At 68.2% G+C, this 25,433-nt stretch carries 24 protein-coding genes and 1 pseudogene; 6 read left to right on the top strand and 19 right to left on the bottom strand.

Translation table 11 applies throughout. The features are described 5' to 3' along the window. Positions 1-18 precede the first annotated feature (18 nt). Entirely contained in the window at positions 19-1,488 is a 1,470-nt protein-coding gene (locus ACIQNG_RS36890) for an aldehyde dehydrogenase family protein (protein WP_401491341.1), read from the bottom strand. 220 nt (positions 1,489-1,708) lie between these two features. On the opposite strand from ACIQNG_RS36890, the gene purU reads away from it, so the two are divergent. Then, entirely contained in the window at positions 1,709-2,581 is an 873-nt protein-coding gene (gene purU / locus ACIQNG_RS36885; RefSeq protein WP_401491339.1) for a formyltetrahydrofolate deformylase, read from the top strand. 76 nt (positions 2,582-2,657) lie between these two features. Here the strand turns inward: purU and ACIQNG_RS36880 are convergent, their stop codons facing one another. Genes ACIQNG_RS36880 through betA form a run of 3 tightly spaced genes read right to left on the bottom strand, consistent with a single transcriptional unit; the run spans position 2,658 to position 6,023 of the window. Continuing rightward, entirely contained in the window at positions 2,658-3,500 is an 843-nt protein-coding gene (locus ACIQNG_RS36880; RefSeq protein WP_401491337.1) for an alpha/beta fold hydrolase, read from the bottom strand. Positions 3,501-3,512: 12 nt separating this feature from the next. After that, positions 3,513-4,349 carry a 5,10-methylenetetrahydrofolate reductase gene (locus ACIQNG_RS36875; RefSeq protein WP_401491335.1) on the bottom strand — a complete coding sequence of 279 codons (837 nt, stop codon included), beginning with the start codon at positions 4,347-4,349 and terminating at the stop codon, positions 3,513-3,515. 3 nt (positions 4,350-4,352) lie between these two features. Next, positions 4,353-6,023, bottom strand: a complete 1,671-nt coding sequence (betA, locus tag ACIQNG_RS36870; RefSeq protein WP_401491333.1) for a choline dehydrogenase — start codon at positions 6,021-6,023, stop codon at positions 4,353-4,355. Between the two features lie 202 nt (positions 6,024-6,225). On the opposite strand from betA, the gene ACIQNG_RS36865 reads away from it, so the two are divergent. Continuing rightward, positions 6,226-6,972 carry an IclR family transcriptional regulator gene (locus tag ACIQNG_RS36865; RefSeq protein ID WP_401491395.1) on the top strand — a complete coding sequence of 249 codons (747 nt, stop codon included), beginning with the start codon at positions 6,226-6,228 and terminating at the stop codon, positions 6,970-6,972. Here ACIQNG_RS36865 and ACIQNG_RS36860 read toward each other — a convergent pair. From ACIQNG_RS36860 to ACIQNG_RS36840, 5 genes are all read right to left on the bottom strand, one after another. Beyond that, entirely contained in the window at positions 6,960-8,108 is a 1,149-nt protein-coding gene (locus ACIQNG_RS36860) for an aromatic ring-hydroxylating dioxygenase subunit alpha (protein WP_401491331.1), read from the bottom strand. The two genes, ACIQNG_RS36865 and ACIQNG_RS36860, sit on opposite strands and share 13 nt — an antisense overlap. Positions 8,109-8,359: 251 nt before the next feature. Then, positions 8,360-9,523, bottom strand: a complete 1,164-nt coding sequence (locus ACIQNG_RS36855) for an NAD(P)/FAD-dependent oxidoreductase (RefSeq protein ID WP_401491329.1) — start codon at positions 9,521-9,523, stop codon at positions 8,360-8,362. Beyond that, positions 9,520-9,882 carry a bifunctional 3-phenylpropionate/cinnamic acid dioxygenase ferredoxin subunit gene (locus tag ACIQNG_RS36850; RefSeq protein ID WP_401491327.1) on the bottom strand — a complete coding sequence of 121 codons (363 nt, stop codon included), beginning with the start codon at positions 9,880-9,882 and terminating at the stop codon, positions 9,520-9,522. Before ACIQNG_RS36850 ends, ACIQNG_RS36855 begins: the two co-directional genes overlap by 4 nt. Before the next feature lie 216 nt (positions 9,883-10,098). Next, positions 10,099-10,728, bottom strand: coding sequence for an MBL fold metallo-hydrolase (locus ACIQNG_RS36845; RefSeq protein WP_401491326.1), 630 nt, complete (start codon positions 10,726-10,728; stop codon positions 10,099-10,101). Next, positions 10,728-11,813: an S-(hydroxymethyl)mycothiol dehydrogenase gene (locus tag ACIQNG_RS36840; RefSeq protein WP_401491324.1), complete on the bottom strand. Its 1,086-nt coding sequence runs from the start codon at positions 11,811-11,813 to the stop codon at positions 10,728-10,730. Before ACIQNG_RS36840 ends, ACIQNG_RS36845 begins: the two co-directional genes overlap by 1 nt. A gap of 1,051 nt (positions 11,814-12,864) precedes the next feature. On the opposite strand from ACIQNG_RS36840, the gene ACIQNG_RS36835 reads away from it, so the two are divergent. Next, positions 12,865-13,215, top strand: coding sequence for a transposase (locus tag ACIQNG_RS36835; RefSeq protein WP_401491393.1), 351 nt, complete (start codon positions 12,865-12,867; stop codon positions 13,213-13,215). Positions 13,216-13,270: 55 nt separating this feature from the next. After that, positions 13,271-13,759: a hypothetical protein gene (locus ACIQNG_RS36830; RefSeq protein ID WP_401491322.1), complete on the top strand. Its 489-nt coding sequence runs from the start codon at positions 13,271-13,273 to the stop codon at positions 13,757-13,759. 28 nt (positions 13,760-13,787) lie between these two features. On the opposite strand, the gene ACIQNG_RS36825 is transcribed toward ACIQNG_RS36830, so the two are convergent. From ACIQNG_RS36825 to ACIQNG_RS36810, 4 genes are all read right to left on the bottom strand, one after another. Beyond that, positions 13,788-14,264 (bottom strand): diadenosine tetraphosphate hydrolase, encoded by a 477-nt coding sequence (locus ACIQNG_RS36825; RefSeq protein ID WP_401491320.1) that lies wholly within the window; start codon positions 14,262-14,264, stop codon positions 13,788-13,790. A gap of 282 nt (positions 14,265-14,546) precedes the next feature. Next, positions 14,547-14,969 (bottom strand): DUF4259 domain-containing protein, encoded by a 423-nt coding sequence (locus ACIQNG_RS36820; protein ID WP_401491318.1) that lies wholly within the window; start codon positions 14,967-14,969, stop codon positions 14,547-14,549. A gap of 408 nt (positions 14,970-15,377) precedes the next feature. Continuing rightward, the gene (locus tag ACIQNG_RS36815) at positions 15,378-15,536 is read right to left on the bottom strand and encodes a hypothetical protein (RefSeq protein WP_401491316.1); all 159 of its coding nucleotides are present in this window, start codon (positions 15,534-15,536) and stop codon (positions 15,378-15,380) included. A 173-nt stretch (positions 15,537-15,709) separates the two neighbouring features. Then, positions 15,710-16,174 carry a hypothetical protein gene (locus ACIQNG_RS36810; RefSeq protein ID WP_401491314.1) on the bottom strand — a complete coding sequence of 155 codons (465 nt, stop codon included), beginning with the start codon at positions 16,172-16,174 and terminating at the stop codon, positions 15,710-15,712. Between the two features lie 378 nt (positions 16,175-16,552). On the opposite strand from ACIQNG_RS36810, the gene ACIQNG_RS36805 reads away from it, so the two are divergent. Beyond that, positions 16,553-18,163 (top strand): translation initiation factor 2, encoded by a 1,611-nt coding sequence (locus tag ACIQNG_RS36805; protein ID WP_401491312.1) that lies wholly within the window; start codon positions 16,553-16,555, stop codon positions 18,161-18,163. 33 nt (positions 18,164-18,196) lie between these two features. On the opposite strand, the gene ACIQNG_RS36800 is transcribed toward ACIQNG_RS36805, so the two are convergent. The 6 genes and pseudogenes from ACIQNG_RS36800 to ACIQNG_RS36775 all read right to left on the bottom strand — a co-directional run bounded on the left by ACIQNG_RS36800 (position 18,197) and on the right by ACIQNG_RS36775 (position 24,280). After that, entirely contained in the window at positions 18,197-20,212 is a 2,016-nt protein-coding gene (locus ACIQNG_RS36800) for a tetratricopeptide repeat protein (protein WP_401491310.1), read from the bottom strand. A gap of 884 nt (positions 20,213-21,096) precedes the next feature. Continuing rightward, positions 21,097-21,252, bottom strand: a complete 156-nt coding sequence (locus ACIQNG_RS36795) for a hypothetical protein (protein ID WP_401491308.1) — start codon at positions 21,250-21,252, stop codon at positions 21,097-21,099. Positions 21,253-21,501: 249 nt separating this feature from the next. After that, positions 21,502-21,933 carry a transposase family protein gene (locus tag ACIQNG_RS36790; RefSeq protein WP_401491306.1) on the bottom strand — a complete coding sequence of 144 codons (432 nt, stop codon included), beginning with the start codon at positions 21,931-21,933 and terminating at the stop codon, positions 21,502-21,504. Positions 21,934-22,171: 238 nt separating this feature from the next. Further along, a pseudogene (locus ACIQNG_RS36785) lies at positions 22,172-22,234 on the bottom strand (hypothetical protein); the annotation flags it as partial. Between the two features lie 271 nt (positions 22,235-22,505). Continuing rightward, positions 22,506-23,318: an IclR family transcriptional regulator gene (locus ACIQNG_RS36780; protein ID WP_401491391.1), complete on the bottom strand. Its 813-nt coding sequence runs from the start codon at positions 23,316-23,318 to the stop codon at positions 22,506-22,508. Between the two features lie 149 nt (positions 23,319-23,467). Further along, complete coding sequence (locus ACIQNG_RS36775) at positions 23,468-24,280, bottom strand: nucleoside phosphorylase (protein ID WP_401491304.1); 813 nt, start codon at positions 24,278-24,280, stop codon at positions 23,468-23,470. 403 nt (positions 24,281-24,683) lie between these two features. Here ACIQNG_RS36775 and ACIQNG_RS36770 point away from each other — a divergent pair, with 403 nt between their 5' ends. Next, positions 24,684-25,433 (top strand): ABC transporter ATP-binding protein, encoded by a 750-nt coding sequence (locus ACIQNG_RS36770; RefSeq protein WP_401491302.1) that lies wholly within the window; start codon positions 24,684-24,686, stop codon positions 25,431-25,433.

Raw genomic sequence — 25,433 nt, 5'->3', positions numbered from 1 at the left:
TCGACCTTCTTTCGGCGTTCAGCCGCGGAACCAGTGCTGCGGCCGGGGTCGGATGTTCTGCCAGATGTGCTTGGGCTCCCGGTACTCGTTCAGGCCGGTCGGTCCCAGCTCCCGGCCCACGCCCGAATGCCCGAAGCCACCCCATTCCGCCTGCGGCACATAGGGGTGGTAGTCGTTGATCCACACCGTGCCGTGGCGCAGCCGCCGGGCGACCCGCTGGGCCCGGCCCGCGTCCTGCGTCCAGACGGCTCCGGCGAGCCCGTACTCGGTGTCGTTGGCGATGCGTACGGCATCGTCCTCGCCGGTGAAGCGCTCGATGGTCAGCACGGGTCCGAAGGACTCCTCGTGCACCACGCGCATGTCCTGCGTGCACTCGTCGAGCACGGTCGGCGGATAGTAGTGGCCGGCTGCCAGCGCGGGATCGTCCGGCCGTGCACCGCCGCAGCGCAGTACGGCGCCCTCGGCGATCCCCGCGGCCACGTACGCCTCGACCTTCGCCCGGTGCTGTGCGGAGATCAGCGCTCCCGTCTCGGCGTCGGCGTCGAAGGGGCCGCCGAGGCGGATCTGCCGGGCCCGGCGGACGATCTCGTCGACGAACCGGTCGTGCAGGGAGTCCTCGACGATCAGCCGGGCGCCGGCCGAGCAGACCTGCCCCGAATGCAGGAACACGGCAGTGAGAGCGAAGTCCACGGCCGTCTCGAAGTCGGTGTCGGCGAAGACGACATTGGGGTTCTTGCCGCCCAGCTCCAGTGCGACCTTCTTCACGGTCGCGGCGGCGGTGGCCATGATCCGCTTGCCGGTCTCCAGTCCCCCCGTGAAGGAGACCATGTCCACGGCGGGGTCCTCGGAGAGCGGTGCGCCCACCTTGGGTCCGGTGCCCAGGACGAGGTTGGCGACCCCGGCGGGGAGCCCGGCCTCCTCCAGTGCCTTCACCAGCAGGATCGAGCTGGAGGGCGTGAGCTCGCTGGGCTTGAGGACGATCGTGTTGCCGGCGAGCAGCGCCGGGGCGACCTTCCAGCTCGCCTGCAGCAGCGGGTAGTTCCAGGGAGTGATGAGGCCGCACACACCGACCGGCTCGTAGCCGACGCGGCTCACGGCGTCGTCGCGGCCGGTGTCGATCACGCGGCCGGCGTCGGTACCCGCGAGGCCCCCGTAGTGGCGGAAGCAGGAGACGACGTCGGCGATGTCGTACTCGCTCTCCACCAGCCGCTTGCCGGTGTCCAGGGACTCGGCGCGGGCGAACGCCTTGGCGTCGCGCTCGATGATGTCGGCGGTGCGCAGCAGCAGCGCGCCGCGCTCACGCTCGGGGGTGTTCGGCCAGTGCCCGGCGTCGAAGGCGCGGCGGGCCGCGGCGATCGCCGCCTCGCTGTCGGGGCGTGTCGCCTCCGATACCGTCGCCGCGAGCGTGCCGTCGGCGGGACAGCGGATGTCCCGGTGCCCACCGGCGACCGGATCCCGCCATTCGCCATCCACATACAGGTCTGCCACGCGCCGAGCCTTTCCATGGAAATTCGTTGCGCATCGTGCACCGTATTGCTTGTGGTGGAACACAGTGGCGAATGGACAGACCGACGTCAAGAGGTTGGCGGATGACGATTTCACCATGCGTCCCCTTACCCGCCCACCCTTGACCACAGGGGGCACCGAGCCGACCATGTTGCGTATCGCTCACCTTGTTGTGCAATACGCATCGACGGAGGCCGCATAAATGTCCCCTCGCCCGCAACCTGGCCGTGAGTACGTCCTCACCCTCTCCTGTCCTGACAGCGCGGGGCTGGTTCACGCCGTCAGCGGCTTCCTCGTCAGGAACTCAGGAAACATTCTGGAAAGCCAGCAGTTCGACGACCGACTTCAAGGCCGCTTCTTCATGCGGGTCCACTTCGACGTTTCCGATCCGAACGTCAAGACGGAAAGTCTGCGTTACCGGTTCGGTCCCGTGGCCCGGGCCTACGGCATCTCCTGGAGCCTGAACGAAGCGGCCACGCCGACCCGGACGCTGATCATGGTGTCGAAGTTCGGCCATTGCCTCAACGACCTGCTGTTCCGCCGGCGCACCGGCGCCCTCAACATCGAGATCCCGGGGATCGTCTCCAACCATCGCGACTTCGAGAAGCTCGCGCAGACGTACGGCGTTCCCTTCCACCACATTCCGGTGACCAAGGACACCAAGCCCGAAGCCGAGGCGCGGCTGATGGAGCTGGTGCGTGAGCTGGACGTCGACCTGGTGGTGCTGGCCCGCTACATGCAGGTTCTCTCCGACGACCTGTGCAAGGAGCTGGAGGGCCGCGCCATCAACATCCACCACTCCTTCCTCCCCAGCTTCAAGGGCGCACGCCCCTATGACCAGGCCCACCAACGCGGAGTCAAGCTGGTCGGCGCGACGGCGCACTATGTGACGTCGGACCTGGACGAGGGGCAGATCATCGAGCAGGACGTGGTCCGCGTGGACCACTCGCTCGACCCCGGCGACCTGGTCACGGTCGGGCGGGACGTCGAGGCACAGGTCCTCGCACACGCGGTGAAGTGGCACAGCGAGAGCCGCGTGATGGTGGACGGCAACCGCACGGTGGTCTTCCGCTGAGCCGCACGCCCAGGGGGCGGGACCGGGTCTCCGGTCCCGCCCTTGTCGTATACGACGCCGGGAGCACCGAACCAGGTCACAGGGGCTGCCGCAGAAAGGCGCTGAGCGCGGCCGTGAGCTCCGCGGGGGCGTCCTCCTGGACCAGGTGGCCCGCGCCGGCGATCGATTCGAACCGCGCGCCGGGGACGAGAGCGGCGAGCTCGCGCCCCTTCGCCACCGGGATCCAGGTGTCGTCCTCACCCCAGCAGACGAGCACGGGGATGCCGATCTCGCCGAACCGGCCCTGGATCTCGTCGGTGTAGCGCTGGTCGGCCTGGGCGATCTGCCGGTAGAAGGCAGCCTGGCCGGGGTCGTTCAGCCAGGGTTCGACGAGCCGGTCCAGGACCGACGGGTGCAGGCCGGGGCTGCTGGCGGAGGTGACGTACTCCCGCACCAGGGCCGCGTGCAGCGCGGGCGGCAACCGCTCGAACACGTCGGCGTGCTCGCGGACCAGCCGGAAGAACGGCGAGCCCCACGGCGCCAGCGCGACCGGGTCCACCAGGGCGAGGGCCCGGTAGCGGGCGCCGTGCAGCAGGTGTGCCCGCAGGGCGACGGCACCGCCGAAGTCGTGGGCGACGACGAGCGGTCGCTCCAGGTCCCAGTGGCCCAGGAGCTCGGTGAAGACGCGGCCCTGGGCGGCCAGGGACACCTCCTGTCCCGCGGCCTTCTCCGAGGTGCCGTAGCCGGGCATGTCCCAGACGAACACCTGATGGTCACGGGCGAGCGAGCGGGCCACGGCACGCCAGACGTACGACGAGAAGGGCGTGCCGTGCAGCAGGACGACCGGGGGCCGGCCGGGCTGCCCCAGCCACTCCCAGCGGACGTCACCCGAGGTGCTGGTGAAGGTTCGGGTCAGCTGCCATTCGGTGTCCGTTGTCATCTTTCTCCCGGTTCAGCCGCCCAACCGGTCCAGCAGCGCGCGGCGCCACCGCTCCGTCTCGGCGATCTGGTTGAACGTGAACAGGTGCAGGCCCGCCACCCCCGCCGAGGGTGAGGTGAGGGCCTCCTCCGTGCGGGTCAGCAGCCGTTCGGGCGCATACCCACCGGGAGTCGCGAAACGCATGAACCACGAAGCGTGCTTCGTCAGGAAGCGCGTCGACTCCCCCACCCCGATCTTCGTGGCCATCGCCAGCAGCTTCGCCCGCTGTACGGGCCCCGCGACGCCCACATGGACCGGCAGGGTGATGTCCCGGTGCCGTATACGAACGAGCCACTCCCCCAGCACCCGCGGGTCGAAGCACATGTTGCTCACGATGTATGTGGCGTGCTCGCGCTTGTCCCACATCGCCTGGATGGTGATGTCGTCGTGGATGAGCGGATGGCTCTCGGGGTAGCCGGTGACGCCGACCCGGGTGAAGGGTCTGCACAGCTCGCTCAGCCCGCGCAGCACCGGCAGGGCCCCGTCGTAGACCCCGGCCGGCGGGTCGGAGTCGCCGGCCGGGACGAAGACGTCGTCCACGCCCGCCTCACGGAGCCGGGCCGTGACCTCCTTCAGGTGCACGTCGTCCCGCAGCAGCCGCGCCGGCACGTGCGGGACGACCCGGTAGCCGTGTGCCGCGAGCCGACCGGTGAGGTCGAGGGTCGGCTCCAGCCCCTTGACCGGCGACGCCGTCACGGTCACGACGACATCGCGCGGGACATGGGCGAGGACCTTGTCCTCGGTCGCCTGCGCGGGCAGCACCTCGTAGCGGACGCTGTTCAGCAGCGCCCGGAGCCCTGTGGCACCCACCTCCTACTCCGCCAACTTCCGGCCGTCACGGTGGCGGTAGTACGCGGCCTTCGAGGGCGCCTGCGGTTCTTTGCCGAGAATCAGGTCGGCGGCCTTTTCGGCGATCATCATCACGGGAGCATAGATGTTGCCGTTGGTGACGTAGGGCATCACCGACGCGTCCACCACGCGCAGGCCCTCCACGCCGTACACCCGCATGCCGGCGGGGTCGACGACGGCCATCTCGTCGGTGCCCATCTTGCAGGTGCAGGACGGGTGCAGGGCTGTTTCGCCGTCCTTGGCCACCCACGCGAGGATCTCCTCGTCGGTCTCCACCGACGGTCCGGGTGAGACCTCGCCGTCGTTGTAGGGGGCGAGCGCGGGCTGGTTGAGGAGCTTTCGGGCCACCCGGATCGCCTCGACCCACTCACGGCGGTCCTGCTCGGTGGAGAGGTAGTTGAAGTGCAGGGCCGGGTGCTCGCGCGGGTCCCTGCTCGTGATCTTCACCGAACCGATGGCGTCGGAGTACATGGGCCCGACGTGCACCTGGTACCCGTGGCCGCCGGCCGGCACGGATCCGTCGTAACGGACCGCGATGGGCAGGAAGTGGAACATCAGGTTGGGGTAGTCCACATCGTCGTTGCTGCGGGCGAAGCCGCCCGCTTCGAAGTGGTTGGTCGCGGCCGGGCCCTTCCGGAACAGCCACTGCAGGCCGATGAAGGGGGCACGCCACTTCGCCAGATACGGCTGCATGGAGACGGGTTGCTTGCAGGCGTACTGGATGTACACCTCCAGGTGGTCCTGCATGTTCTCGCCGACGCCGGGGAGGTCGTGGACGACGTCGATGCCGAGCGCGCGCAGTTCCTCGGCGTTGCCGACACCCGAGAGCTGGAGCAGCTGGGGGGAGTTGATGGCGCCGCCGCACAGGATGACCTCCTTGGCGCGGACCTGCTGGAGTGCGCCCCGGCCGCGCTGGTACTCGACCCCTACGGCGCGCTTGCCCTCGAAGAGGACGCGGGTGACCAGGGAGCGGGTCCTGACGGTGAGGTTCGGCCGCTTCATCGCGGGCTTGAGATACGCCTTCGACGCCGAGAGTCGGCGCCCGCGATGGACATTCCGGTCAAACTTGGCGAAACCTTCCTGCCGGTAGCCGTTGACGTCGTCCGTGGGCGCGTAACCCGCTTCCCGCGTGGCCTTGAGGAAGGCGGCGAAGAGGGGGTTGGACGCCGGACCCCGTTCGAGGACGAGGGGGCCGTCGTGGCCGCGGAACTCGTCGTCCGGATCGGCCGCCAGACAGTTCTCCATGCGCCGGAAGTACGGCAGACAGTGCGCGTAGTCCCAGGTCTCCATGCCGGGATCGGCGGCCCAGCGCTCGTAGTCCATGGGGTTGCCGCGCTGGAAGATCATGCCGTTGATGCTGCTGGAGCCGCCCAGTACCTTGCCGCGCGCGTGGTAGACGCGCCGGCCGCCCATGTGGGGCTCGGGCTCGGACTCGTACTTCCAGTCGTAGAACCGGCTGCCGATGGGGTAGGTCAGCGCCGCGGGCATGTGAATGAAGACATCCCACGGATAGTCCGACCGGCCGGCCTCCAGGACGAGCACCCGGTTGGCCGGGTCGGCGGAGAGCCGGTTCGCCAGTGCACTGCCGGCTGAACCGCCACCGACGATCACGAAGTCGTATTGCACAGGAGCCATGGTGCCTCGTATCGCTCGCGCCGTAGGTATACGAGGCATGCTAGACCGGGGCGCGCTATACGCACCAGGTTGCGAACAGCGCAACTTCAGGATCTTGAGTCTCGACGGCATTACTTGCAGTGACGTTGTCTACTACGCGTATAGTTTCACTGTGAGCAACTACAGCCCTGACTCGGAAACGTCGAATTCACCTGCCGGCGGCGTGCAGTCGGTGGACCGGGCCATCAGTGTCCTGGAGATCCTCGCTCAGCGTGGTGAGGCGGGCGTGAGCGAGGTGGCAGGCGAGATCGAGGTACACAAGTCGACCGCCTTCCGGCTGCTCGGCGCGCTGGAGGCGCGCGGTCTGGTGGAGCAGGCCGGCGAGCGCGGCAAGTACCGGCTCGGCTTCGGCATCGTCCGCCTGGCGGGCGCCGTCACCCGCCGTATCGACATCACCCAGCAGGGCCGCCCGGTCTGCGAACGTCTCGCCGAGGAGCTCGGCGAGACCGTCAACATCGCCGTCATGCAAGAGCAGTACGCGATCAACCTGTATCAGGTGCGCGGTCCCGGAGCCATCACCGCGCACAACTGGGTCGGCCAGCTGACCCCCCTGCACGCCACGTCCAGCGGCAAGATCCTTCTGGCGTATCTGCCCAGCAAGGAGCGCGCCGCGCTGCTGTCCTCCGCCGGCATGAAGAAGGTCACCCCGCGCACCATCACCGCCAGGACGAAGCTCGAAAAGAACCTCGCCGAGGCGCGGGAGCGCGGCTACGCCTTCACCCTGGAGGAGTTGGAGGTCGGTCTGCACGCGATGGCCGCCCCGGTCCGCAACCGGGACGGCGACGCCATCGCGGCGCTGAGCGCCTCCGGGCCCGGCTACCGGCTCACCGAGGAGCGCCTGCACGAGCTCTCCCCGGTGCTGCTCAAGGGCGCCCAGGAGATCAGCCACCGGATGGGCTACCTGGGCTGAGTCACCCCCTGGGGGGAAGTGCCGAGGCGTTCGTTCACCCAGTCGTGGAACGCGCCGATGTGGTGCTCGCTGGGCACCAGCACGCCACCCTTGGCATACATCCGCGAACTCATTCCGGGCTGGGTGCGCTCGCAGGCGTCGAAGTCCTGCTGGTTGACCCGGTGGAAGAGTTCCACGGACCGGCTGACGTCCTTGCCGCTCTCGACGACGTGCGGGAGGTAGAGCCAGTCGCACTCGACGATCGTGCGGTCGGCGGCCACCGGGTACATCCTGTGGAAGATCACATGGTCGGGGACGAGGTTGATGAAGACCTGGGGCTTGACGGTGATCGCGTAGTAGCGGCGGTCCTGCTCGTCGGCGACCCCGGGTATGCGGTCCAGCCCCTCCGAGCCGTCGACGGTGAAGCCCTGGACCTCGTCACCGAACTCCGCGCCGTGGCCGACGTAGTACTGGGCGGCGTAGCCGTCCGCGAACTCCGGAAGCACCTCGGTGAGTTCGGGGTGGATCGTGGCGCAGTGGTAGCACTCCATGAAGTTCTCGATGATGAGCTTCCAGTTCGCCTTCACGTCGTAGACGATCCGCTTGCCGACGGAGAGGTCGTCGATGTCGTAGCGCTCGATCGACTCGACGTCGCCGAGGCGGGCGACGACCTCACCGATGACGTCCTCCTCGAAGGAGGGCGGGTTCTCCGCGAGACAGACCCACACATAGCCGAGCCACTCGCGCACGGCCACGCTCACCAGTCCGTACTCGGTACGGCCCACGTCGGGCATCTTGGTGAGGTTGGGCGCCGCGACGAGCTTGCCGTTGAGGTCGTACGTCCAGGCGTGGTAGGGGCACTGGAAGGCCCGCTTGACCTCGCCGGTCTCCTGGGTGCAGAGCTTGGCGCCGCGGTGCCGGCACACGTTGAAGTACGCACGGATGCCGTTGTCCCTGGCCCGGGCGACCAGGATGTTCTCGCGGCCCACGTCGACGGTGCGGAAGGCGCCGGGCTTGGCCAGCTCGGAGGCCCGCGCGACGCAGAACCACATGGTCTCGAAGATGTGCTCCTGCTCCCGGGCGAAGAACTCCGGGTCCGTGTAGGAGGAGCCGGGGAGAGTGGCGATCAGGCTGTCCGGCAGGCTGGTCGAGGTCACGGTGCACTCCTCGGGAGAACGTCGTGGAGGGGTCATTCACGCGCCGGGAAGTGCGACTCCGGACGGTGTTGTGTATAGAGCAACGCTGCGTGTTATATGCAACCGCAGCATGGGATGCGGCTGGGGCGGTGTCAAGACGCCGGCGGGGCCAAGATGCGGGCGGCGGTCAGGACGCGGGCGGCGTCAGGACGCGGGCGGCGTCAGGACGCGGGCGGCGTCAGGACGCGGGCGGCGTCAGGACGCGGGCGGCGTCAGGACGCGGTGGCGGTGAGTTGCTTGCGCCAGCGCGTGAACAGCCGTGGCTGGTTCAGCCCGAGTACGGCGACCGGGCTCCCGGCCCGTCGATAGACGGCCAGGACGTCGCGGTCGTCCGCGGTACCGGCCTCGACGGTGATGGTGTCCGCGCCGACCGCGTGGCCCGCGAACTGGATCTTCACGCCGTACTGGTCGGACCAGAAGTACGGCGGCCGGGGCACCCCCGGTTCCACCGCACCGCCCGCCAGCAGGGTGGCGACCGCGGCGTCGGGCCGTTCCCGCGCGCCGGTCCAGTGCTCGACGCGGCGATGGTGACCCGCGCGCGGGTCGTACCAGTTGGCGCAGTCGCCGACCGCGACCACGCCGGCCAGGCTGGTGCGGCCGTCGGCGCCGCACGTGACGCCGTCGTCGAGGGCGATGCCGGAGCCTTCCAGCCACTCGACGTTCGGTCGTGCGCCCACACCGACGACGACAAGGTCGGCGGGGATGCTGCGCCCGTCCTCCAGCAGAACGGCGTCGACGCGGGTCTCCCCGCTCAGCCCCTTGACGCCCACACCGCACTCCAGCCGTACGCCATGGTCGGTGTGGAGAGCGGAGACGATGGCCCCCATGGTCTCGCCGAGCGGTCCGGCGAGCGGTGTCGGGGCGGCCTCGACGACGGTCACGTCGAGGCCGAGCGCGTTCGTGGTGGAGGCGACCTCGGCTCCGATGAAGCCTCCGCCGATCACCACCAGCCGTCGTCCGCGGGACAGTTCGTCCCGCAGGGCGCGGGCGTCGTCCAGGGTGCGCAGGGTGTGCACTCCGGCCAGCCCCTCGGCGCCGGGCAGCCTACGTGCCGCGGCGCCCGTCGCGATGACAACGCCGTCGGCCTGCACCTCCCGTCCGTCGGCCAGCCGCAGGGTACGTGCCGCGTGGTCGAGTCCGGTGGCGCGGACGCCGAGCAGCCACTCCGCCCGCAGGTCCTCGCCGTCGGTCTCCAAGGCGAGTTCGGCCTCGCCGAGCGCGCCGGAGAGGAACTCCTTGGACAGCGGGGGCCTGTCGTACGGGCGGTGGAGTTCGTCTCCGATGACGACCAGCCGGCCGTCGTAGCCCTGCTTGCGCAGTGCGCGCGCCGCCGACAGGCCGGCCAGCGAGGCGCCGACCACGGCGACCGTCCTCACGCGGGACCCCCGGCGAGCCGGGCCGAGATGCAGGGCGGCAGGTTGGGCGCGTCGGTGGACAGCCGGACGTAGATCATGCCGTCCTCGACGAGGACCTCGTGCGTCCGGACCGGGAGCTTGGCCGGCGGGGCGTCGACCGCGCCGGTCCTCAGGTCGAACTTGGAGGCATGCAGCGCACATTCCACCTCGTAGCCCTCCAGCCAGCCGTCGGCGAGCGACGCGTCCTGGTGGGTGCAGGTGTCATCGATGGCAAAGAGTTCGCCGTCGTCGGTGTGGAACACCGAGACCGGCGGATCGATGTCGAGCCGGTGGGCCTCGCCCTGGGGGAGATCCTCAAGACGGCACGCGGGAATCATCATGACACCTCGGGTGCGTATAGCGAAACGGATTGCGGTAAGCGCAACATTAGTCTGAGGTCGCCCTGAACCCTTGTCAAGGCATTCAGAGGGCGCTCCGGGTCGTCGATTTCGTTGCGCCATGAAAAACTCAACTCACATAGAAGAACAACAGCCCGCCACATCGGCTCGCGGTGGCCGCGAGCCGAGGGCGGGCGCTGAGCAGGTCGCCGGAGGGCGTCAGAAGCCGCGGTCGATCCACTCCTGGAGGTGCGGGGCCTCGGCGGCGATGCTGGTCGTGTCCCCGTGTCCGGTGTGCACGACGGTGTCTGCGGGCAGCGTCAGCAGCCGGTCCCGGATCGACTCGACGATGGTCGGGAAGTGGCTGTACGACCGCCCTGTCGCCCCTGGCCCGCCGGCGAACAGCGTGTCACCGCTGAAGAGCGCGGTGAGGGCCGGGGCGTGCAAGCAGACCGCCCCGGGCGCGTGGCCCGGTGTGTGCACCACGGTCTGCTCGACGCCGGCCACCGCGATGCCTTGGCCGTCGGCCAGTTCGGCGTCCGGCGCCCGGTGGGGGTGGGTCTGCTTCCACAGCGGCAGGTCGTCCGGGTGGAGCAGGACCGGGGCGCCGGTGCGCGCGGCGAGTTCGGGCGCGGCGTCGATGTGGTCGTTGTGCGCGTGGGTGCACACGATCGCGATGAGGCGCCGGTCGCCGACGGCCTCGGCGACGGCGTCTGCGTCGTGCGCGGCGTCGATGACGATCGCCTCGCTGTCGTCGCCGACGATCCACACGTTGTTGTCGACGTCCCAGGTGCCGCCGTCCAGCGAGAAGGTCCCGGAGGTGACGAGGTGTTCGATGCGGACGGCCATCAGAGGACCACTACCGAGCGCAGCACGTCGCCGTGGCGCATCCGCTCGAAGGCCTTCTCGACCTCGTCCAGCGCGATCGTCTCCGTGACGAAGGCGTCCAGGTCGAGCCGGCCCTGGAGGTAGAGGTCGATCAGCATCGGGAAGTCGCGGGAGGGCAGGCAGTCGCCGTACCAGGAGGACTTCAGGGAGCCGCCGCGGCCGAAGACGTCCAGCAGCGGCAGTTCGAGCTTCATCTCGGGGGTGGGCACACCGACCAGGACGACGGTCCCGGCGAGGTCCCGGGCGTAGAACGCCTGCTTGTACGTCTCCGGGCGGCCGACCGCCTCGATGACGACGTCCGCGCCGTGGCCGCCGGTCAGCTCGCGGATCGCCTCGACCGCGTCGTTCTCCCTGGAGTTGACGGTGTGGGTCGCGCCCAGCTTCTCGGCGGTCTGCAGCTTGCGGTCGTCGATGTCGACCGCGATGACCTTCGCCGCACCCGCCAGGTTCGCCCCGGCGATCGCCGCGGCCCCGACACCGCCACAGCCGATGACGGCGACCGAGTCACCCCGGCCGACCTTGCCGGTGTTGATGGCCGCGCCGAGGCCCGCCATCACGCCGCACCCCAGCAGACCTGCGGTCGCCGCCGACGCGGCCGGGTCGACCTTGGTGCACTGCCCGGCGGCGACCAGCGTCTTCTCCGCGAAGGCGCCGATACCCAGCGCCGGCGACAATTCGGTGCCGTCGAGCAAGGTCATCTTCTGCTTGGCGTTGTGGGTGTCGAAGCAGTACCACGACTCCCCGCGCAGACAGGCACGGCACTGACCGCACACCGCACGCCAGTTGAGGATCACGAAGTCGCCCGGCGCGACGTCGGTGACCCTCTCCCCCACCGACTCCACGACACCCGCGGCCTCATGGCCCAGCAGGAAGGGGAAGTCGTCGTTGATGACACCCTCGCGATAGTGCAGATCGGTGTGGCAGACCCCGCAGGCCTCGATCTTCACCAGCGCCTCACCCGGACCCGGGTCAGGCACGATGATCGTTTCCAGGCTGACGGGGGCGCCCTTGCCCCGCGCGACGACGGCACGGACCTGGTGCGTCATGGCCACTCCTCGGCTGGTCGAGACTTGCATCAGATGTTGCTCATTACGGCACACATCTCACGTGTCGCAACACAGCATCGTTGAGTGCCGACCGGCGGTCAAGCAGCGCGACGAGGTTGCCTCGGCCGGGCTGGATCGCGGCCGGAGCAGCACGAACGCCGGTCACCACCAACCAGCCGCATCCGAGCAACTGATTCGAAATCCCCGCCAGGCCCGTACTGCCCGAGGAGGCGGCCACCACGATCCGCACGGCTCGCGCCAAAAGCTGGACACCCGACAAGGCCGGACGCCTCTTGATGTTCGACCAGTCCCAGGGCTTCGCGCCTGCTCGCTAACCGGCGCGGTCGCAGTGCCCGCCGAGTTCGACATCGGCGGGCACCGCGGCCTTGAGATCCACACCAACACAGTGAACTGCATCACACCTGACACGCTGGAATGCAACACACGCCGCTATCAGCGTCGCGAAACTTCTCGCGCTGTCGGCGTACACCCGCATGCGGCCCTGGCAAGATTCTCGTAGCTAGAGATCATCTCGGTGAGACCGTCAGCCGGGTCCGCGCAGCGGGCAGCCTGAGACTGTGCCCTACTGAACTGACACGTCCGTTACCGCAGTTGTCTGACGTACTGGTGCTCTCGGTCGACGTCTCCGATGCTGCCGTGACGGTCCGTGCCCGTATGAGATCCGGTCAACCGGCGCAATGTACGGGAGGTGGCCGGCTCAGCGCGTGGTGCCATAGCCGCTACGTGCGCCGCCTCGTCGACGTGGCTCTCGAAGGTCGCCCTTTGGGCATCGGCCTGTCCGTGCGCCGTCTGTACTGCGAGAACCCGGCCTGTCCGAAGGTGACCTTGGCCGAGCAAGTGGCTGGGCTGACCGTGCGCTATCAGCGGCGCACACCACTGTTGCGGCGACAGGTGGAAGACGTCGGCGTGGTGCTGGCCGGGCGAGGCGGCTCCGGGATGCCGCGGATCCTGAACGTCACGCTCTCGCGGTGCACCGTCCTGTCCCAGCTGATGCGGGTGCCGCTTCCGCCGCTGGTGACGCTCCGGGGGGCTGGGGGCGGACGACTTCGCCCTCTACGGAGACACCTCCGGCACCCTCCTGGTCGACGCCACCACCCGGCTCCCGCTCACACTCTGGGCAGGACGCGACGCGGAACAGCTCAGCCACTGGCTCCGGGGACGCCCGGGTGTCGAGGTCGCATGCCCCGACGGATCCCTCACCTACCAGCAGGGCATCACCGCCGGCGCCCCCGACGCTTTGCAGGTCAGTGACCGCTTCCACCTCTGGCAGGGCCTCACCCGCCGAGTCCAGGACATCGCCCCCGCCCACCACGGCTGCCTGCCCGCAGCACTTCCCCCAGTTCACCGAGACCGCTCCCGCACCGGTCGAGGACGCCGTTGAGAACACCGCGGCGGACACCCGCGCCGGGTGCCATGCCCCAAGGCTCTTCGACTCTGTGCACGCCCTGACCGGCGCCGACCAGAGCCACAGTTCCGTGGCGCGGGAGCTCGGCCTCAACCGCCGCACCGCCAGCAAGTACGCCCGGGCCCGCACCTGGCAGGGAGTGATGCGCCGCCCGCCCCGCATTCCCTCCAGCCTGGACCCCTACCTCGACTACCTGCAACAACGCTGGGACGACGGACAGCACAGCGCGAAGATCCTGCACGAAGAACTCCAGACCAAGGGCTACCTCGGCCACTACCAACGCGTGAAAATGGCCGTCGCACCCCTACGCTGCGGTCTGCCCCTGGACGAACCGCGCGAGCGACCGCCCTCACCGCGCGAGGCCGCCCGCTGGATCACTACCCGCCCGAGCCGCCGCTGCCGCATCTCCACGACCGCCTGCCCCGGCCCCTCCACCACTGCCCTGAACTCAGAACCGCCTACGACCTGGTCCGCCGGTTCGCCGCCATGCTCGGCAACCGCGACGCGGCACATCGACTGACTGTCACCGATCATCGGGCCCGCCGCAGTCAGGTCGATCGCAGCCGGTCCAACTCGCTGCCGATCGCTTCCCGCAGCACATGATGCCTCGGACCGAGCCTGAACTGCTCGTCACTCCACCGTTCACGCGGATAGAGCCACACAGGCTTGCCCACCACATCGGCTGGCTCCCACTCGAACCGGGGCCAGACATGCACATGCAAGAACGGGTCCGTGTTCCCCAGGATCTCCAGATTGACCCGGCGGAAAGCCGGGTCCAGCCGCCGACAGGCACGCTCGACGGCTTCACCGAGCTGATCCATGCCAGACAGGAAAGACAGCCGCTTCGCCCTCGGCAGGTCCGACAGCCGCTGCACACCCGGTTCGTCCACCAGTAGAAGCGAGTAGCCCGGCAGGAACTGAACATCCCCGATCACCGCGAACCCCGCCGTCAACCGTCGCAGCACGGTCGGGTTCTCGCCCCTCAGCGCAGCCCCGATCCGATCCATCCGCCAGTCACCAGTCATGGCCAAAACCTACATTCTGGTGATCAAGGACCGCTCTTCGATCCCCATCCTCCTCACACACTTCAAAGAGACCAAGCAAGTGGGGCGAGGAGCGGCCCCGGCCGCTTTCAAGGATCCCCATCAACACCGCGGATCCCGTCCACCTGATACGCCTGTTCGGACTGGGCACGACAACGGCGATGAAGTCGATGAGTGGCCAGCAGCAGTTCGGCAGTCACCTTGGCTGTCGGTGCCGAGCGATTGTTCATGACGCCGGATTCTGGCCGGCAATTCGTCGCGGACTCACCGCAAGTGATCAGCGTGTGCGTCGAGGGCATCGAGAATCTGCTGGAGTTCCTGGCGCCATCGGTCGGCGTCGGCGCTGTCCACCCACCCGGTAGTCAACTCGGATCCTTCCTGGAGGACACGGTGCAGTGCTTTGCGGGCCATTGCGCGTATCGATGCCGGTAGTTCAGGCAGTGGCTCTTCTGGCCCGTCTTCCGGATCCATCACGATCTGGCTGTTCGCGATCGTGCTCGCGACGAGCGCTGCAGCGGCGACTGCCTCGACACCGTCCCCGCTGTCCACCCGTGTGCCAGCGTTCGCAACTCGCTGGAATGCTTGCTCGAGCACGTTGATGACCTGCTGAGGAGCAAGACCTTCGAGTCCATCAACAAGGTCGGCGGCGAGGTCGCTGTCGAACGGGCCGGTTCCCCACGTTCCCATGCACTACTCCTGGTATCGCTGATCTCGGACGAACGCAGCATGTCATCAGCCACTGACATCGGTCATGGCGCGAGAGCCAGGACCCGGACATCGCAACCCGTGAATGAGACCAACGGGCTACGGATGCTGAACCCATCGCAGACACCCCCTCATCCGCCCCGAGGGCCAGCGGGTTCCCGCTGAGCCCCCTCCAGGAATCCGGGAACCCGACCACTTCGGTCGGCGTAGGGGTGGAGGCGGGCTCCTTCGGTGCCATCGGGGATCGTCGGGCCGGCCTGGACGGTCAGATATTCTCGCAGGTCGGCGCGGTGTCGTCCGACGACGCGTTCGACGGCCTCGGCGAGGTTGTGCAGCAGGTCCCAGGCATCGGCAACTTGCCTGGCCTGTGGTGAACCGGCCTGGGCGCCGTCACGGAAGGACCCGGCACGGTCCCGGCAGACACCCCTCACCTCCGGGGTGTCCGCGCAGCCAGACGGCGAACGTGGGCGCGGTCCGGTCCGCGAGGACGTCGACGGGGCGGCGGGTGTGCATGTCGACGAGGATCGGGGACAAACGTCTCACTGCCATGACACGCGCCTCGCCGCCACGCAGTTCGACCGTGGCCCCGGACGGCATCCAGGTCGACCGGGCCACTCAGCGGTACCCGCCCTGGTCGTAGCAGCCGGGTCGCCGTCCATGAAGCTCAGCACCACAGCCTGATCTGGTGTCCCGCCGGGATGGCCAGAACAGTGGTCTGGCAGTCACAGTCGTTTGAGGTCCTCCGTGGCGCGCTGCGCCTCCGTGACGAAGACCAACTTCGCACCGTTCAGATCATCCAACGGGACGTGGCGCTGCACGTTCTCCAGGAAGCTCCCCGCAGCGACAGCGACCTCCACCGGCCCCTCAATGACGACAGCTGCGTAGGCGCGCTGCAATAGCAGGCCCTCTTCGCCGCTACCCCTGCCGGTCCGCTCAGCCAGGATCCTGGCCTCTGCGGCGCCGAGGAACTCGGCATATGCTTGTCGCCGAAGAGCTATCGCGCGCTGGCTGTCCGCCCCGCGGAGCGTCATCCGGACCGACTCCAGCAGTGCTTCCGCTTGCTGTTCGCCCGCGTGGCGGGCTGCCTCGGCCTGTCGTATGCCTGCGCTCCGGGTATACCAGCCTGTAACGACGCTACCTGCGATCGCCGCACCTGCGGCAACCAGTGCAACAGCCCATTCAGCCATGCCGCTCTACCTTCCTTCTGGGATCGCCCCAGCCATTCGTAGGTTTGTGGCACCACCGGTCACCCTTGCGGCTTTCACATCAGCGTTGGGAAGCCATCTTTGCCGTCGGTACCGCACCCTGTCCGCTCGGGCCGCGCCACGCCTGCGTCTTGCATCGTCTTCATTCCGTGAGCAACGTGCCCGGTACGATCAGACCATGCTTCCGGAGGACGCCAATGAACCACCCGCGACCTGCGCGAACAACCCCTCGGAGCAGGAAAATTCGGATATAATTGACAATTGGGGCGACGGGCGACGGGCGACGGGCGACGGGCGACGGGCGACGGGCGACGGGCGACGGGCGACGGGCGACGGGTACTTTTGGCCGCACGGTCAACGGTGGCCCTCTACAGGCTGCTGGACGCGGCTACGGCGCTGTCGAATGACGAGCGCATCACACGGTTGTTCACGTTGGTCCCCGGCTCCGACTTCGGAGTTGACGTGTTCTCCGCGATCGAGAGCATCGGCGGCAGGACCGTACCCTGGGTTGAGGCATGCTCTGGCTCGTACGACCTGGTCCTCGCGGCCAGCCCGAAGGGTGACCTCCATCTGCTCCGTGGCAAGCACGTACTGCTGCCGCACGGCGCAGGCTACAACAAGTCTATCCCCGGGGAGGGTTCGGACTCGGCATCCGGACTTGACGCCGCCTTCCTGAACAGGGAAGCGGGTGGTGTCCCGATCGCACTGCATGCCGTCGCGCATCCCGACCAGGTGGCCCGGATCGCCGCAGCCGATCAGCGGGCCGCCGACCGTGCCGAGGTGATCGGCGACCCCACCCTGGAGCGTTTCCTCGCTTCCCGCCCGTTGCGCGACCAGTACCGGACCGCTCTGGACACAGGCCCGCGCACGCTTGTCGCACTGGCATCGACGTGGGGAGCGGAGTCCCTTCTGCGGCGGCACCCGGATCTGCCGGGCGAACTGGCCGCCCGGCTGCCCTACGACGAATATCAGTTGGCACTGATCGTGCACCCCAACGAGCAGAGCCTGCTCGGCGGCTACGAACTGACCCAGCGGCTGGCATCGGCTCTCGATGCAGGGATGGTCCTGGCAGGCACGCATGAGGAGTGGGCGTCCGTCCTAATCGCTGCCGATGCCCTGGTCACCGATCACGGATCAGCAGCCCTGTACTACTGCGCCACGGACGACCGCCCCGTGGTCAGCCTCTACGGAGACGGTGCCGAACTGATCCCTGGCAGTCCCATGCACTCGCTTCTGCACCACATACCCCGGCTGGCCTCCGCCGACGCGCTGAAGGAGGCACTTCGTGCCTACCGCCCCGGGAGCGGCCGGTGCGCCGTCCACCAGGCTTTCGCCCACCAGGGCAGGGCGCTCAGCCTGCTGCGGACCGCGCTCTACACCCTGCTCGACCTGACTCCTCCGGCCCACGGCAGCCCCCCGCGACCGTTGTCCATGCCCCGCCCTGCAGATCGTACCCCGACGGCGTTCGACGTGGACGCCGATGCCGTCGGGCATCACCTCCATGTCACTCGGCGCCCCGCGGGCATGGGCGTGCCCGGTCATCACCTGGCGGTGGAGCACGGCGTCGCGAGTGAGCGACTCGTCCGCTCGGCGGGGCTGCTGTACCGGCGTCCTGTGCCGGCATCGGACAGCTGGTCGGCTCTGGCCTGGACTGCGGACGATTGGGCCCGGCATGCGCTGTCCGCGTATCCAGGCTGCCGGTCGGCGGCGGCGATCCTGTCACCAGGTCTGCTCCTGTTTCGTACCCGCGGGCACGACCACCCCTACGCCGTCCAAGTCGAGCCGTGGCGCGAGGGCGGCCGTGTGGTACGCATGGATCCCGCGGCAGCCGCATCAGCCGTCCACGCCTGGTTCCTGGCCCGCACCCGAAGAGGTGCCTGCCCCGCCCGTTTGAAGTCTGTCATCGGCGACCGGACCTTCGGCGTCACGGTGCGCCCCGCCACCCACAGCGAAGCCATGGCGACCCTCTGAATCTCGCCCCGCCGCTGCCCGTTCGCTGCCGCGTCACCCGACCAGGCCGTTGCGGCGCCGGATCTCGTGAGCGGCCGTACGATGATCCACGGCCTCGCCGCTGCGCCCCTCGGCCTGGGCCAGTTCCGCCATCGCGTCAAGGACGCGGGCCTGGTCAGATCCTGACCTGCGACGACGGGCCGCTTCTAGCGACTGCTCATACAACTGGCGGCCCTCCACGGTGCGGCCGAGCCGACACAGCACACCGGCGAGAGCGAAGCCTGTACGCCGGGCCATCCTCTCCCGCTGCTGCGCCACGGCATCCTCGTGCGCCTCAGTCAGCAGTTCAAGGGCCGCCTCAAGCTCGCCGAGTCGTGCCCGGGCCTCACCCAGCCGGTAGGTCTGCAGCATGGCACCGTAAGGGTTGGGAATCGCCTGGTGCATCTCGAGTGAACGCGCGAACTGCGCCGCGGCCGTGGCCCATGCCCCTCGAGCGCCCTCGTACATGCCGCGGAACTCCGCCACGGACGCGGCAAGCTTCCTGTCCTGCGTGCCGTGCCCGAGCAGCCCGAGCGCGGCGGTAGCCGCGTCAAGTTCGCGTGCCGCCTCGTCGGTGAGGCCTGCCTCCCACAGATGGCGGGCGAGCTGGCATCGTGTACGAACCAGCCAGGCTGGCCGCGTTCCGTGCCGGACCGCGGAGGCAACAGCGAGCCTTAAGACGCCTACGACGTCCGACTGGTGGGGATGATCCAACGCGTACGTCCATACCGGCTCGGACAGCGCCACCACCGCGGGATCCATCCCGCGCTCATGTGCCAGACGCACGGAGGCGAACAGCACATGGCGTTCCTCGTACAGCCAGCTTGCCGCGCGGTCGGAGCGCGCGGCGCGGATCTCCGGCTCCAACGCTCCGGCGGGATCCTCCAAGGGCACATCCGGCGCACGTACGACGGCACCGAACTCATCAGCGACGATCAGCCGGCTACCGGCGGCGAACCGGTCCGCCCGCTGGAACTGCCTGACGAGCCAGCGCAGCAGCCTGTCGAGGCCGTCATCGGCCTCGTCTTCCTGAGCGTCCTTGCGTGACCGGCGCAGAGCGTGGGCGCGCAAAGGCCCGGGCAACCGTATCCGTCCGTCCCCCGCCCCCAGCAGCGCACTGAGATCAAGCAGTCCGGCCCGGTCCAGCTCTTCCAGTGCCTCCTCACACGCCTCCGGCCCATGCCCCAGCAGAGCGGTCGCCGATTCCGGTGTGAACGTCGCGCCGGGGTGGTACGGCAGCAGACGGTACAGCTGTGCCGCCGCACTGGGCAGACCGTTGTAGACGGTGTCCCAGAACCGCTCGACGCCAGCCACTCCTCTTTCCTCCCACTCGTCCCGCAGTTGGGGAATAAGGCGGGACAACGGACGAAGGCGGCGTGCGCGTACCCAGCCGCCAGCGACATGAAGAGCTGCGGGCATGCCTTCGCACAGACGCACCAGCGCCCGCACAGAATCCGGGTCGGCCGCGAGCCGGGGATCCCGGACGATCAGCTCCAGGAGCTCCGTTGCGGCCCACTCCTCCAGCGGAGGCAGCGCAAGCCCCAGGGCGGCCCCATCCTCCAGATCACGCAACGGGCTGTGGCTGGTGACGATCACGAGGCTCGCCCCCGACGCCGGCAGCAGCGGAACGATCTCCGAGGCGTAGTGCGCGTTGTCCACGATCAAGATGAGACGCGCGTCGGCGGTCCTGGTCCAGTACTGGGTGCAGCGCGTCCTGAACGATGCCGCGACGAATGACGGCTCCACACCGAGGGACTCAAGCAGCTGTGCGAGCACGTCGCCTGGGTCCATCCCGCCGCCCAGCCTGAAATCGTCGAGGTCCACGGACAAGACACCGTCTGTGAAACGGTCCCGCAGAACCCGGGCGAGCAGACGGGCCAGCTCTGTCTTCCCCATGCCCCGCGGTCCGCTCAAGGTCACCAGGAGCGGCCTGGAACGTCCCGTCCACTCGCTCACGGCCTGCAGAACTCGGTCCCGCTCCTCGTGACGGTCCACGAAATACGCCGGTTCCGCCGGAAGCTCCACCCTCATATACCCGACTCACCCTTCCCGTCTCGTCTCGTCTCCAGGGCACGGCCGGCAAAACCGGAAGGATCCCCGAGCCCGCTGACCTCACAGATCACACAACAGTGCACTATAGAGATGGAGTTGGACTCCATGGCCTGCCGCGGCATGTACGAAGACAGTGTGTCGCAGCCCTACATCGCCCAAACCCAACCCGTCAGACTGCCAGCTTCTACGGGTTCTCACCGTACGGGGTTGCCGGCGCAACGGCAGTCAGCGGGAACGGAGCCCGCCTCCGTCCAGAAGATCACTGATCAGGGTCCGGGCCATCCTTGATGAGCGGCGGTTCCTTGGCCGACCCGGCATCTGTTCTGGTCACGATTGGAACCCAGGACCGCACCAACCGGTCAGGTACGGCCACGCCTAGGATACGTCTGGTGCAACTGGACCTGAATAGTCTGACTCTGCTGGCATCTCTTCTGGAGGAAGACAGTGTCACCGGGACCGCGGATCGGATACACCGTCCGCACTCGCCATGAGCCGTAGCCTCGGACGGATCCGTAGGCTCACCGGCGACGAGCTCCTGGTGACGCACGGGCCGGACGATGACGCCGAACGTGCTGGCCATCCGTGACGATGCACCAACTGGTCGCGCAGGCCCCTGCGCCCCTCGAACCGGGACGCACGCTGGACCTCGGCACGATGCGCAGAACCTTCACTTCTGCGCAGCAACGAGGCCCTCACCGCGGTGATCTCACCTGCCTTGTCCGTGGCGGTGAGACTGGGCGGACCGGCACTGACTGTCCGACTACTCGCATACTCGCAGAGGCCAGTACCGACACAAGCAACCTGCGCCACGGCTGGGTCAGTCTGGACATCGGCTCCGCCGAGCCACAGGCTCCGGAGATCAGTCATGAGCAGATCGGCGAGGACCGGCTCGTCATCGTCTTCCAGCCCGGCCACCCTTGTGCCGACGGCCCGTTGTCCGGTTCGCCACCGCCCACCATGTCATCGGCCTTCACGGCGTCGAGCACTGTCTCGATTGCCCATTCCCATGCGAGGTTCATGGCTCTGTCCGGCTGCCCTTCGTCCGAAAGCGCTATGAGGAGAGACGCACAGGCCCTGTGCGGTCCGCTCACGGCTCCTCAGGTCCTGCAAAAGTAGGGCGGTCCATTCCAGGCCGCCTGAGGGAGGGTGATACCCGTGGACAAGGCGCCCATGCCAGCGGCAAGGCTAATGAGAATGTTGGCGGCGGCCTAACGAGCTCGTGCATGGTTGGCGGTGGCGCGTCGAGGGTCGCCGGAGGGCCGTTGTGTTCACATTCGCATACTGATCGCCGTTGTGGCGGCTTGCTGGTGGGAGAGCAGTCCGGCGACGGCCCGGACGATGCCGCTCATGTGCTCGCGGCGGCCGTGATGTCGCGCGAGGGATCTCCAGTTCTTCAACTGGCCGATCCCGTGTTCGACCCGGATACGCCGTGATGAGTACGCCTTGCGCTGACGCTCGTGCATCTCCTCATACCATTCGGGCGGGTTCTTCTTGAACTTCCGGTGAGGGGGTGTCACCACGCGGCCACCGGTCTCGGCACCCAGTCCTTGATAGCCAGCGTCGGCCAGGATCTCCACCGCGGGCCCGTCGGCCAGGCTCCTGACCAGGCCCAACTTCCGGGCGTGCGTAATGTCCGCGCAGCTGGCTGGCTCGGCTGGGCTGCAGAACAGCAACCTTCCGTCGGCGTCCGTGACGACCATGGACTTCACGGCGTTCTGCTTGCTCTTCCCGGAGATGAACCTGTCCCGGTCCTTGCGCCCGGCGGCCGGGGCGGCTCACCCGGACCTCGGTCCCGTCGATGATCCCGGTGCGTCCTTCGGCGCCGAGACAGCCGATGACGTCGGCGAGGGTACGCAGCCGCTGGCCGAGGGCGACGGTGCAGCCGCGCTCGGCCAGCAACGGGCGCACTTCACCGATCGCACGCGTCATGGTGGAGCGGTCGGCGCTGAACCAGCAGGCCAGCACGTCGTGAGTGGCACCGTGCCGCAGGTGCACCAACATGGCCAACAGCCGGCCCACGAAGACCAGCTCACGAGCTCGTCAGTGCTGGATTCCTCAAACGGTGGGTATAGGTCCTGGTGGCGGATCGGTGGCTGAGGAACGTGCAGATCGATCGCTACGTCCCGAAAAGGCCACCTGACAGTTGAAGCCCGCCGCAACGCAATCGCTTCGAACCAAGACATCGCCCTCTACCGCGAGGGCCGCGCCACGTCAATCCACACCATTCCGGACTAAGTGACATCCACTGTCAGGTGTGTCCACATCATCGGGGTCACCTCAAGGCTGCCCCGCCACGAAGGGTGGTTGCCCTATCTGGCGGCTCGGGTGAGGGGAGATAGCGGGCGGGGGAGACAGCGCCAGCGTAGCCCCGTTCGATGGAGAGTGTGCGGGCGGCCCGCAAGGTGGTCTCGGTGGCGCGGGCGCGGGCCAGTGGATCCCGCATTCGCTGGCCCGCCGCAGCGAGGGTGATGCTGGACGTGGTCTGTCCGGTGGAGCCGAATACGGGGGCGGACACGGCCCAGACGTTGTCGTCCAGTTCGTTCTCGCACACGTCGAAACCCTGCATCCGCACCTGGACGAGATGGGCGGTCACATGCTCCACCGTGTGCGGGGTGTCCGTGGTATAAGCCGTCAACTCCTGCGCACGTAGCACCATGGCGACGGACTCGGGTGTCTGGTACGCAAGGATGCTGCGTGCCGAGGCTGCCGCGTGCGGTGGCATGTCCTGGCCCACCCGAACGAACAGGCGGAGGGGGTGCACACCCTCGACCAAGGCCACGCAGAGCAGGCGTGTGCCGATCAGTTCGGTGAGGAACACGGTCTCGCCGCTTTCCCTGGCGGCCTCTTCCATGGCGCGCGGCGGGCTGACCGCGGTGCCCTGGGAGGCGATGGCCATCGTGGACAGCTCGGTGAAGGCCGGTCCGAGGAAGTAGCGGCGGTTGCTGGGTGAGCGGGTCACGTAGCGTTCCTCGACGAGCGCGGCCATTACCCGGTGCAGGCTGCCTATCGGGATGCCCAGCTCCTCGTGGAGCTGTTGCAGCGACATACCACGCAACTGGGCCGCGATGACGCGCAGGATGCGCAGCGTTCTGGTGTAACTGTCGGTACTCAGCGATCTGTCCGTTCGTTGAGGGCAAAGGACTACCGGGCGGGGGCAGAGGGCATCGTCCTGGTACCGGGGCACGCCCGCTCGTGCGTGGCCCCGGTACCGATGTGCGGTTGCCCGTGCGCTGTTCAGGTCGTGATCGCGGTGTCCGCCTGCGGATCGTCGTCGTCCGAGAGTAGCGCCGCAGCGCCCACTGCGACCCGCAGCATGGCAAGTTGGGCGAGACGGTAGTCCTCCAGCCAGCCGTCCGTGGCACGGTTGGCGTGCGCGACCAGAACGGCGCCTGCTCGCATGCCGAGCGCCCCGGCCACCGCCAGCACTGTCTCGGTCTCCATCTCCACTCCGTCCACGCCCAGTCCGCGCAGGACGTCCATCCTTGCGGCTGCGCGTGCCTCATGCCCGGGAAGCGGTCGCCCCTGCCCGAGGTAGTAGGAGTCGACCGTGGCGACGGAGATCTCGATGAGCGGTACGTCCAGGTCGCGTGCCGCACGCCGGAGAGTGGCGAGGACGGCCGGATGGGCCGCGGGCCCCTCCGGGTCGCCGGGATAGTGCGAGGCGGCGCCGCTGCCTGGCACCGCTCGGGTGGTCGCACACACAGTACCCGGCGGTATGCGGCTGGTCAGGGCGCCCATGCCACCGGTGCGCAGCACGGTCTTGACTCCGAGTCGGGCGAGTTCAACGACGGCGATCTCGGTGGAGGGGCCTCCGATGCCGGTCGAGCAGACCGCGATCCACCGGCCGCCGGGGGCCTGGCCGGTACCGATCCTAAACTCTCGGTTCTGGCCGAGGATGTGGAAGTCGTCGAGCATCTCGGCGGCTAGGTCGACTCGGGCGGGGTCTCCCGGGAGCAGACAGACCGGTGGGAGTGCTTCGGGGGCGGCGCCAACCGGGAGATGGGGCGGTGCCCCCCGGTGCCATGGATCCTGTGCGCTTCTTGCCATGGGCGAGGACCTCCGTATGAGTTCTTGATTTCCACAGGTGGAAGTGAATGCGCGAAGGGACTCAACCTTCCGGCAGGTGAGCTGGGTGCACAGGACCCTACGCCGGGAGATATCGAATCCGCATCACGGTATACAACGATTGCGGGTCAGATCTAGGCCTTGACTGTGGCCGAAAGAGAGCCCACCCTCTGAGCAACGCAGCGGAATCTCATTTTCCAAATACGGAATCTGCAATGCGGTGATGTGCCGGTGGCCCGGAACGATCCCGCTCTGCTCCGTACGGACACCGAGCCGCCGTGACTCTTGAGGAGACCTTCATGCCCCATCACCCCACCCATGCCGATGACGGGTGTCGCCGCAGCGCGGGCGTCTCGGGCCGCGCGACCTTGGGGGCGGAGTCCGCATGAAACCCGTTCTGTCAGTGCGAGGCGTCTACAAGACCTACACCGCCGCCAAGCGCTCGAAGGTGGTGGCTCTGGAGGACGTCGACCTGGACGTGGGTGAGGGCGAGATCGTCGCGCTCATCGGCCCCTCGGGATGCGGCAAGTCGACACTGCTGAGGATGATGGCGGGTCTGGACACGGACTTCGAAGGAGAGCTGAGCTGGAGCGTTGCTCCGCGCCCGGGCAAGGACATCGGCTTCGTCTTCCAGGAGCCGGCCCTGCTTCCTTGGCGCACTGTGCGGCGCAATGTCTCCCTGGGTCTGGAGGCCCAGCGCGACTCCTCGGAGCAGGGGCGCGAGCAGGTGGCAAAGTTGCTCGACCTGGTTGGTCTCACCGACTTCGCCGAGTCCTTCCCCAAGGAGCTGTCCGGCGGCATGCGCCAGCGCACCGCCATCGCCCGGGCATTGGCCTACAACCCCCGGATCCTGCTCATGGACGAGCCCTTCGGGGCGCTGGACGCGATCACCAGGGACCGGCTCCACGACGACCTGCTGCGCATCTGGGAATCGACCCACAAGACCATCGTCCTGGTCACCCACAGCGTCGAGGAGGCCACCTACCTCGCCGACCGCGTGGCCGTGATGTCGGCACGGCCGGGCCGTATCAAGGCCGTCCACACCGTCCCTCTGAACCGTGACCGCACCACCGGGACAAGGCAGTTGCCCGAATTCGCGAAGTTCGCCGGCATGCTCCGTCAGGAGCTGGTGTGA

It is taken from the genome of Streptomyces sp. NPDC091377 (genome assembly GCF_044757045.1).
GTDB lineage: Bacteria > Actinomycetota > Actinomycetes > Streptomycetales > Streptomycetaceae > Streptomyces.
This window is presented reverse-complemented; position numbering and strand designations above follow the sequence as displayed.

What these genes read in the sequence shown, in the direction of transcription:
- ACIQNG_RS36800 (WP_401491310.1), bottom strand. Translation starts at nt 20,212, where the DNA reads ATGAGGGTGGAGCTTCCGGCGGAACCGGCGTATTTCGTGGACCGTCAC.
- ACIQNG_RS36880 (WP_401491337.1), bottom strand. Translation starts at nt 3,500, where the DNA reads ATGACAACGGACACCGAATGGCAGCTGACCCGAACCTTCACCAGCACC.
- ACIQNG_RS36775 (WP_401491304.1), bottom strand. Translation starts at nt 24,280, where the DNA reads ATGGCAAGAAGCGCACAGGATCCATGGCACCGGGGGGCACCGCCCCAT.
- betA (WP_401491333.1), bottom strand. Translation starts at nt 6,023, where the DNA reads ATGGCTCCTGTGCAATACGACTTCGTGATCGTCGGTGGCGGTTCAGCC.
- ACIQNG_RS36815 (WP_401491316.1), bottom strand. Translation starts at nt 15,536, where the DNA reads ATGGCAGTGAGACGTTTGTCCCCGATCCTCGTCGACATGCACACCCGC.
- ACIQNG_RS36825 (WP_401491320.1), bottom strand. Translation starts at nt 14,264, where the DNA reads ATGACTGGTGACTGGCGGATGGATCGGATCGGGGCTGCGCTGAGGGGC.
- ACIQNG_RS36820 (WP_401491318.1), bottom strand. Translation starts at nt 14,969, where the DNA reads ATGGGAACGTGGGGAACCGGCCCGTTCGACAGCGACCTCGCCGCCGAC.
- ACIQNG_RS36840 (WP_401491324.1), bottom strand. Translation starts at nt 11,813, where the DNA reads ATGACGCACCAGGTCCGTGCCGTCGTCGCGCGGGGCAAGGGCGCCCCC.
- ACIQNG_RS36850 (WP_401491327.1), bottom strand. Translation starts at nt 9,882, where the DNA reads ATGATGATTCCCGCGTGCCGTCTTGAGGATCTCCCCCAGGGCGAGGCC.
- purU (WP_401491339.1), top strand. Translation starts at nt 1,709, where the DNA reads ATGTCCCCTCGCCCGCAACCTGGCCGTGAGTACGTCCTCACCCTCTCC.
- ACIQNG_RS36845 (WP_401491326.1), bottom strand. Translation starts at nt 10,728, where the DNA reads ATGGCCGTCCGCATCGAACACCTCGTCACCTCCGGGACCTTCTCGCTG.
- ACIQNG_RS36810 (WP_401491314.1), bottom strand. Translation starts at nt 16,174, where the DNA reads ATGGCTGAATGGGCTGTTGCACTGGTTGCCGCAGGTGCGGCGATCGCA.
- ACIQNG_RS36770 (WP_401491302.1), top strand. Translation starts at nt 24,684, where the DNA reads ATGAAACCCGTTCTGTCAGTGCGAGGCGTCTACAAGACCTACACCGCC.
- ACIQNG_RS36790 (WP_401491306.1), bottom strand. Translation starts at nt 21,933, where the DNA reads ATGGTCGTCACGGACGCCGACGGAAGGTTGCTGTTCTGCAGCCCAGCC.
- ACIQNG_RS36795 (WP_401491308.1), bottom strand. Translation starts at nt 21,252, where the DNA reads ATGAACCTCGCATGGGAATGGGCAATCGAGACAGTGCTCGACGCCGTG.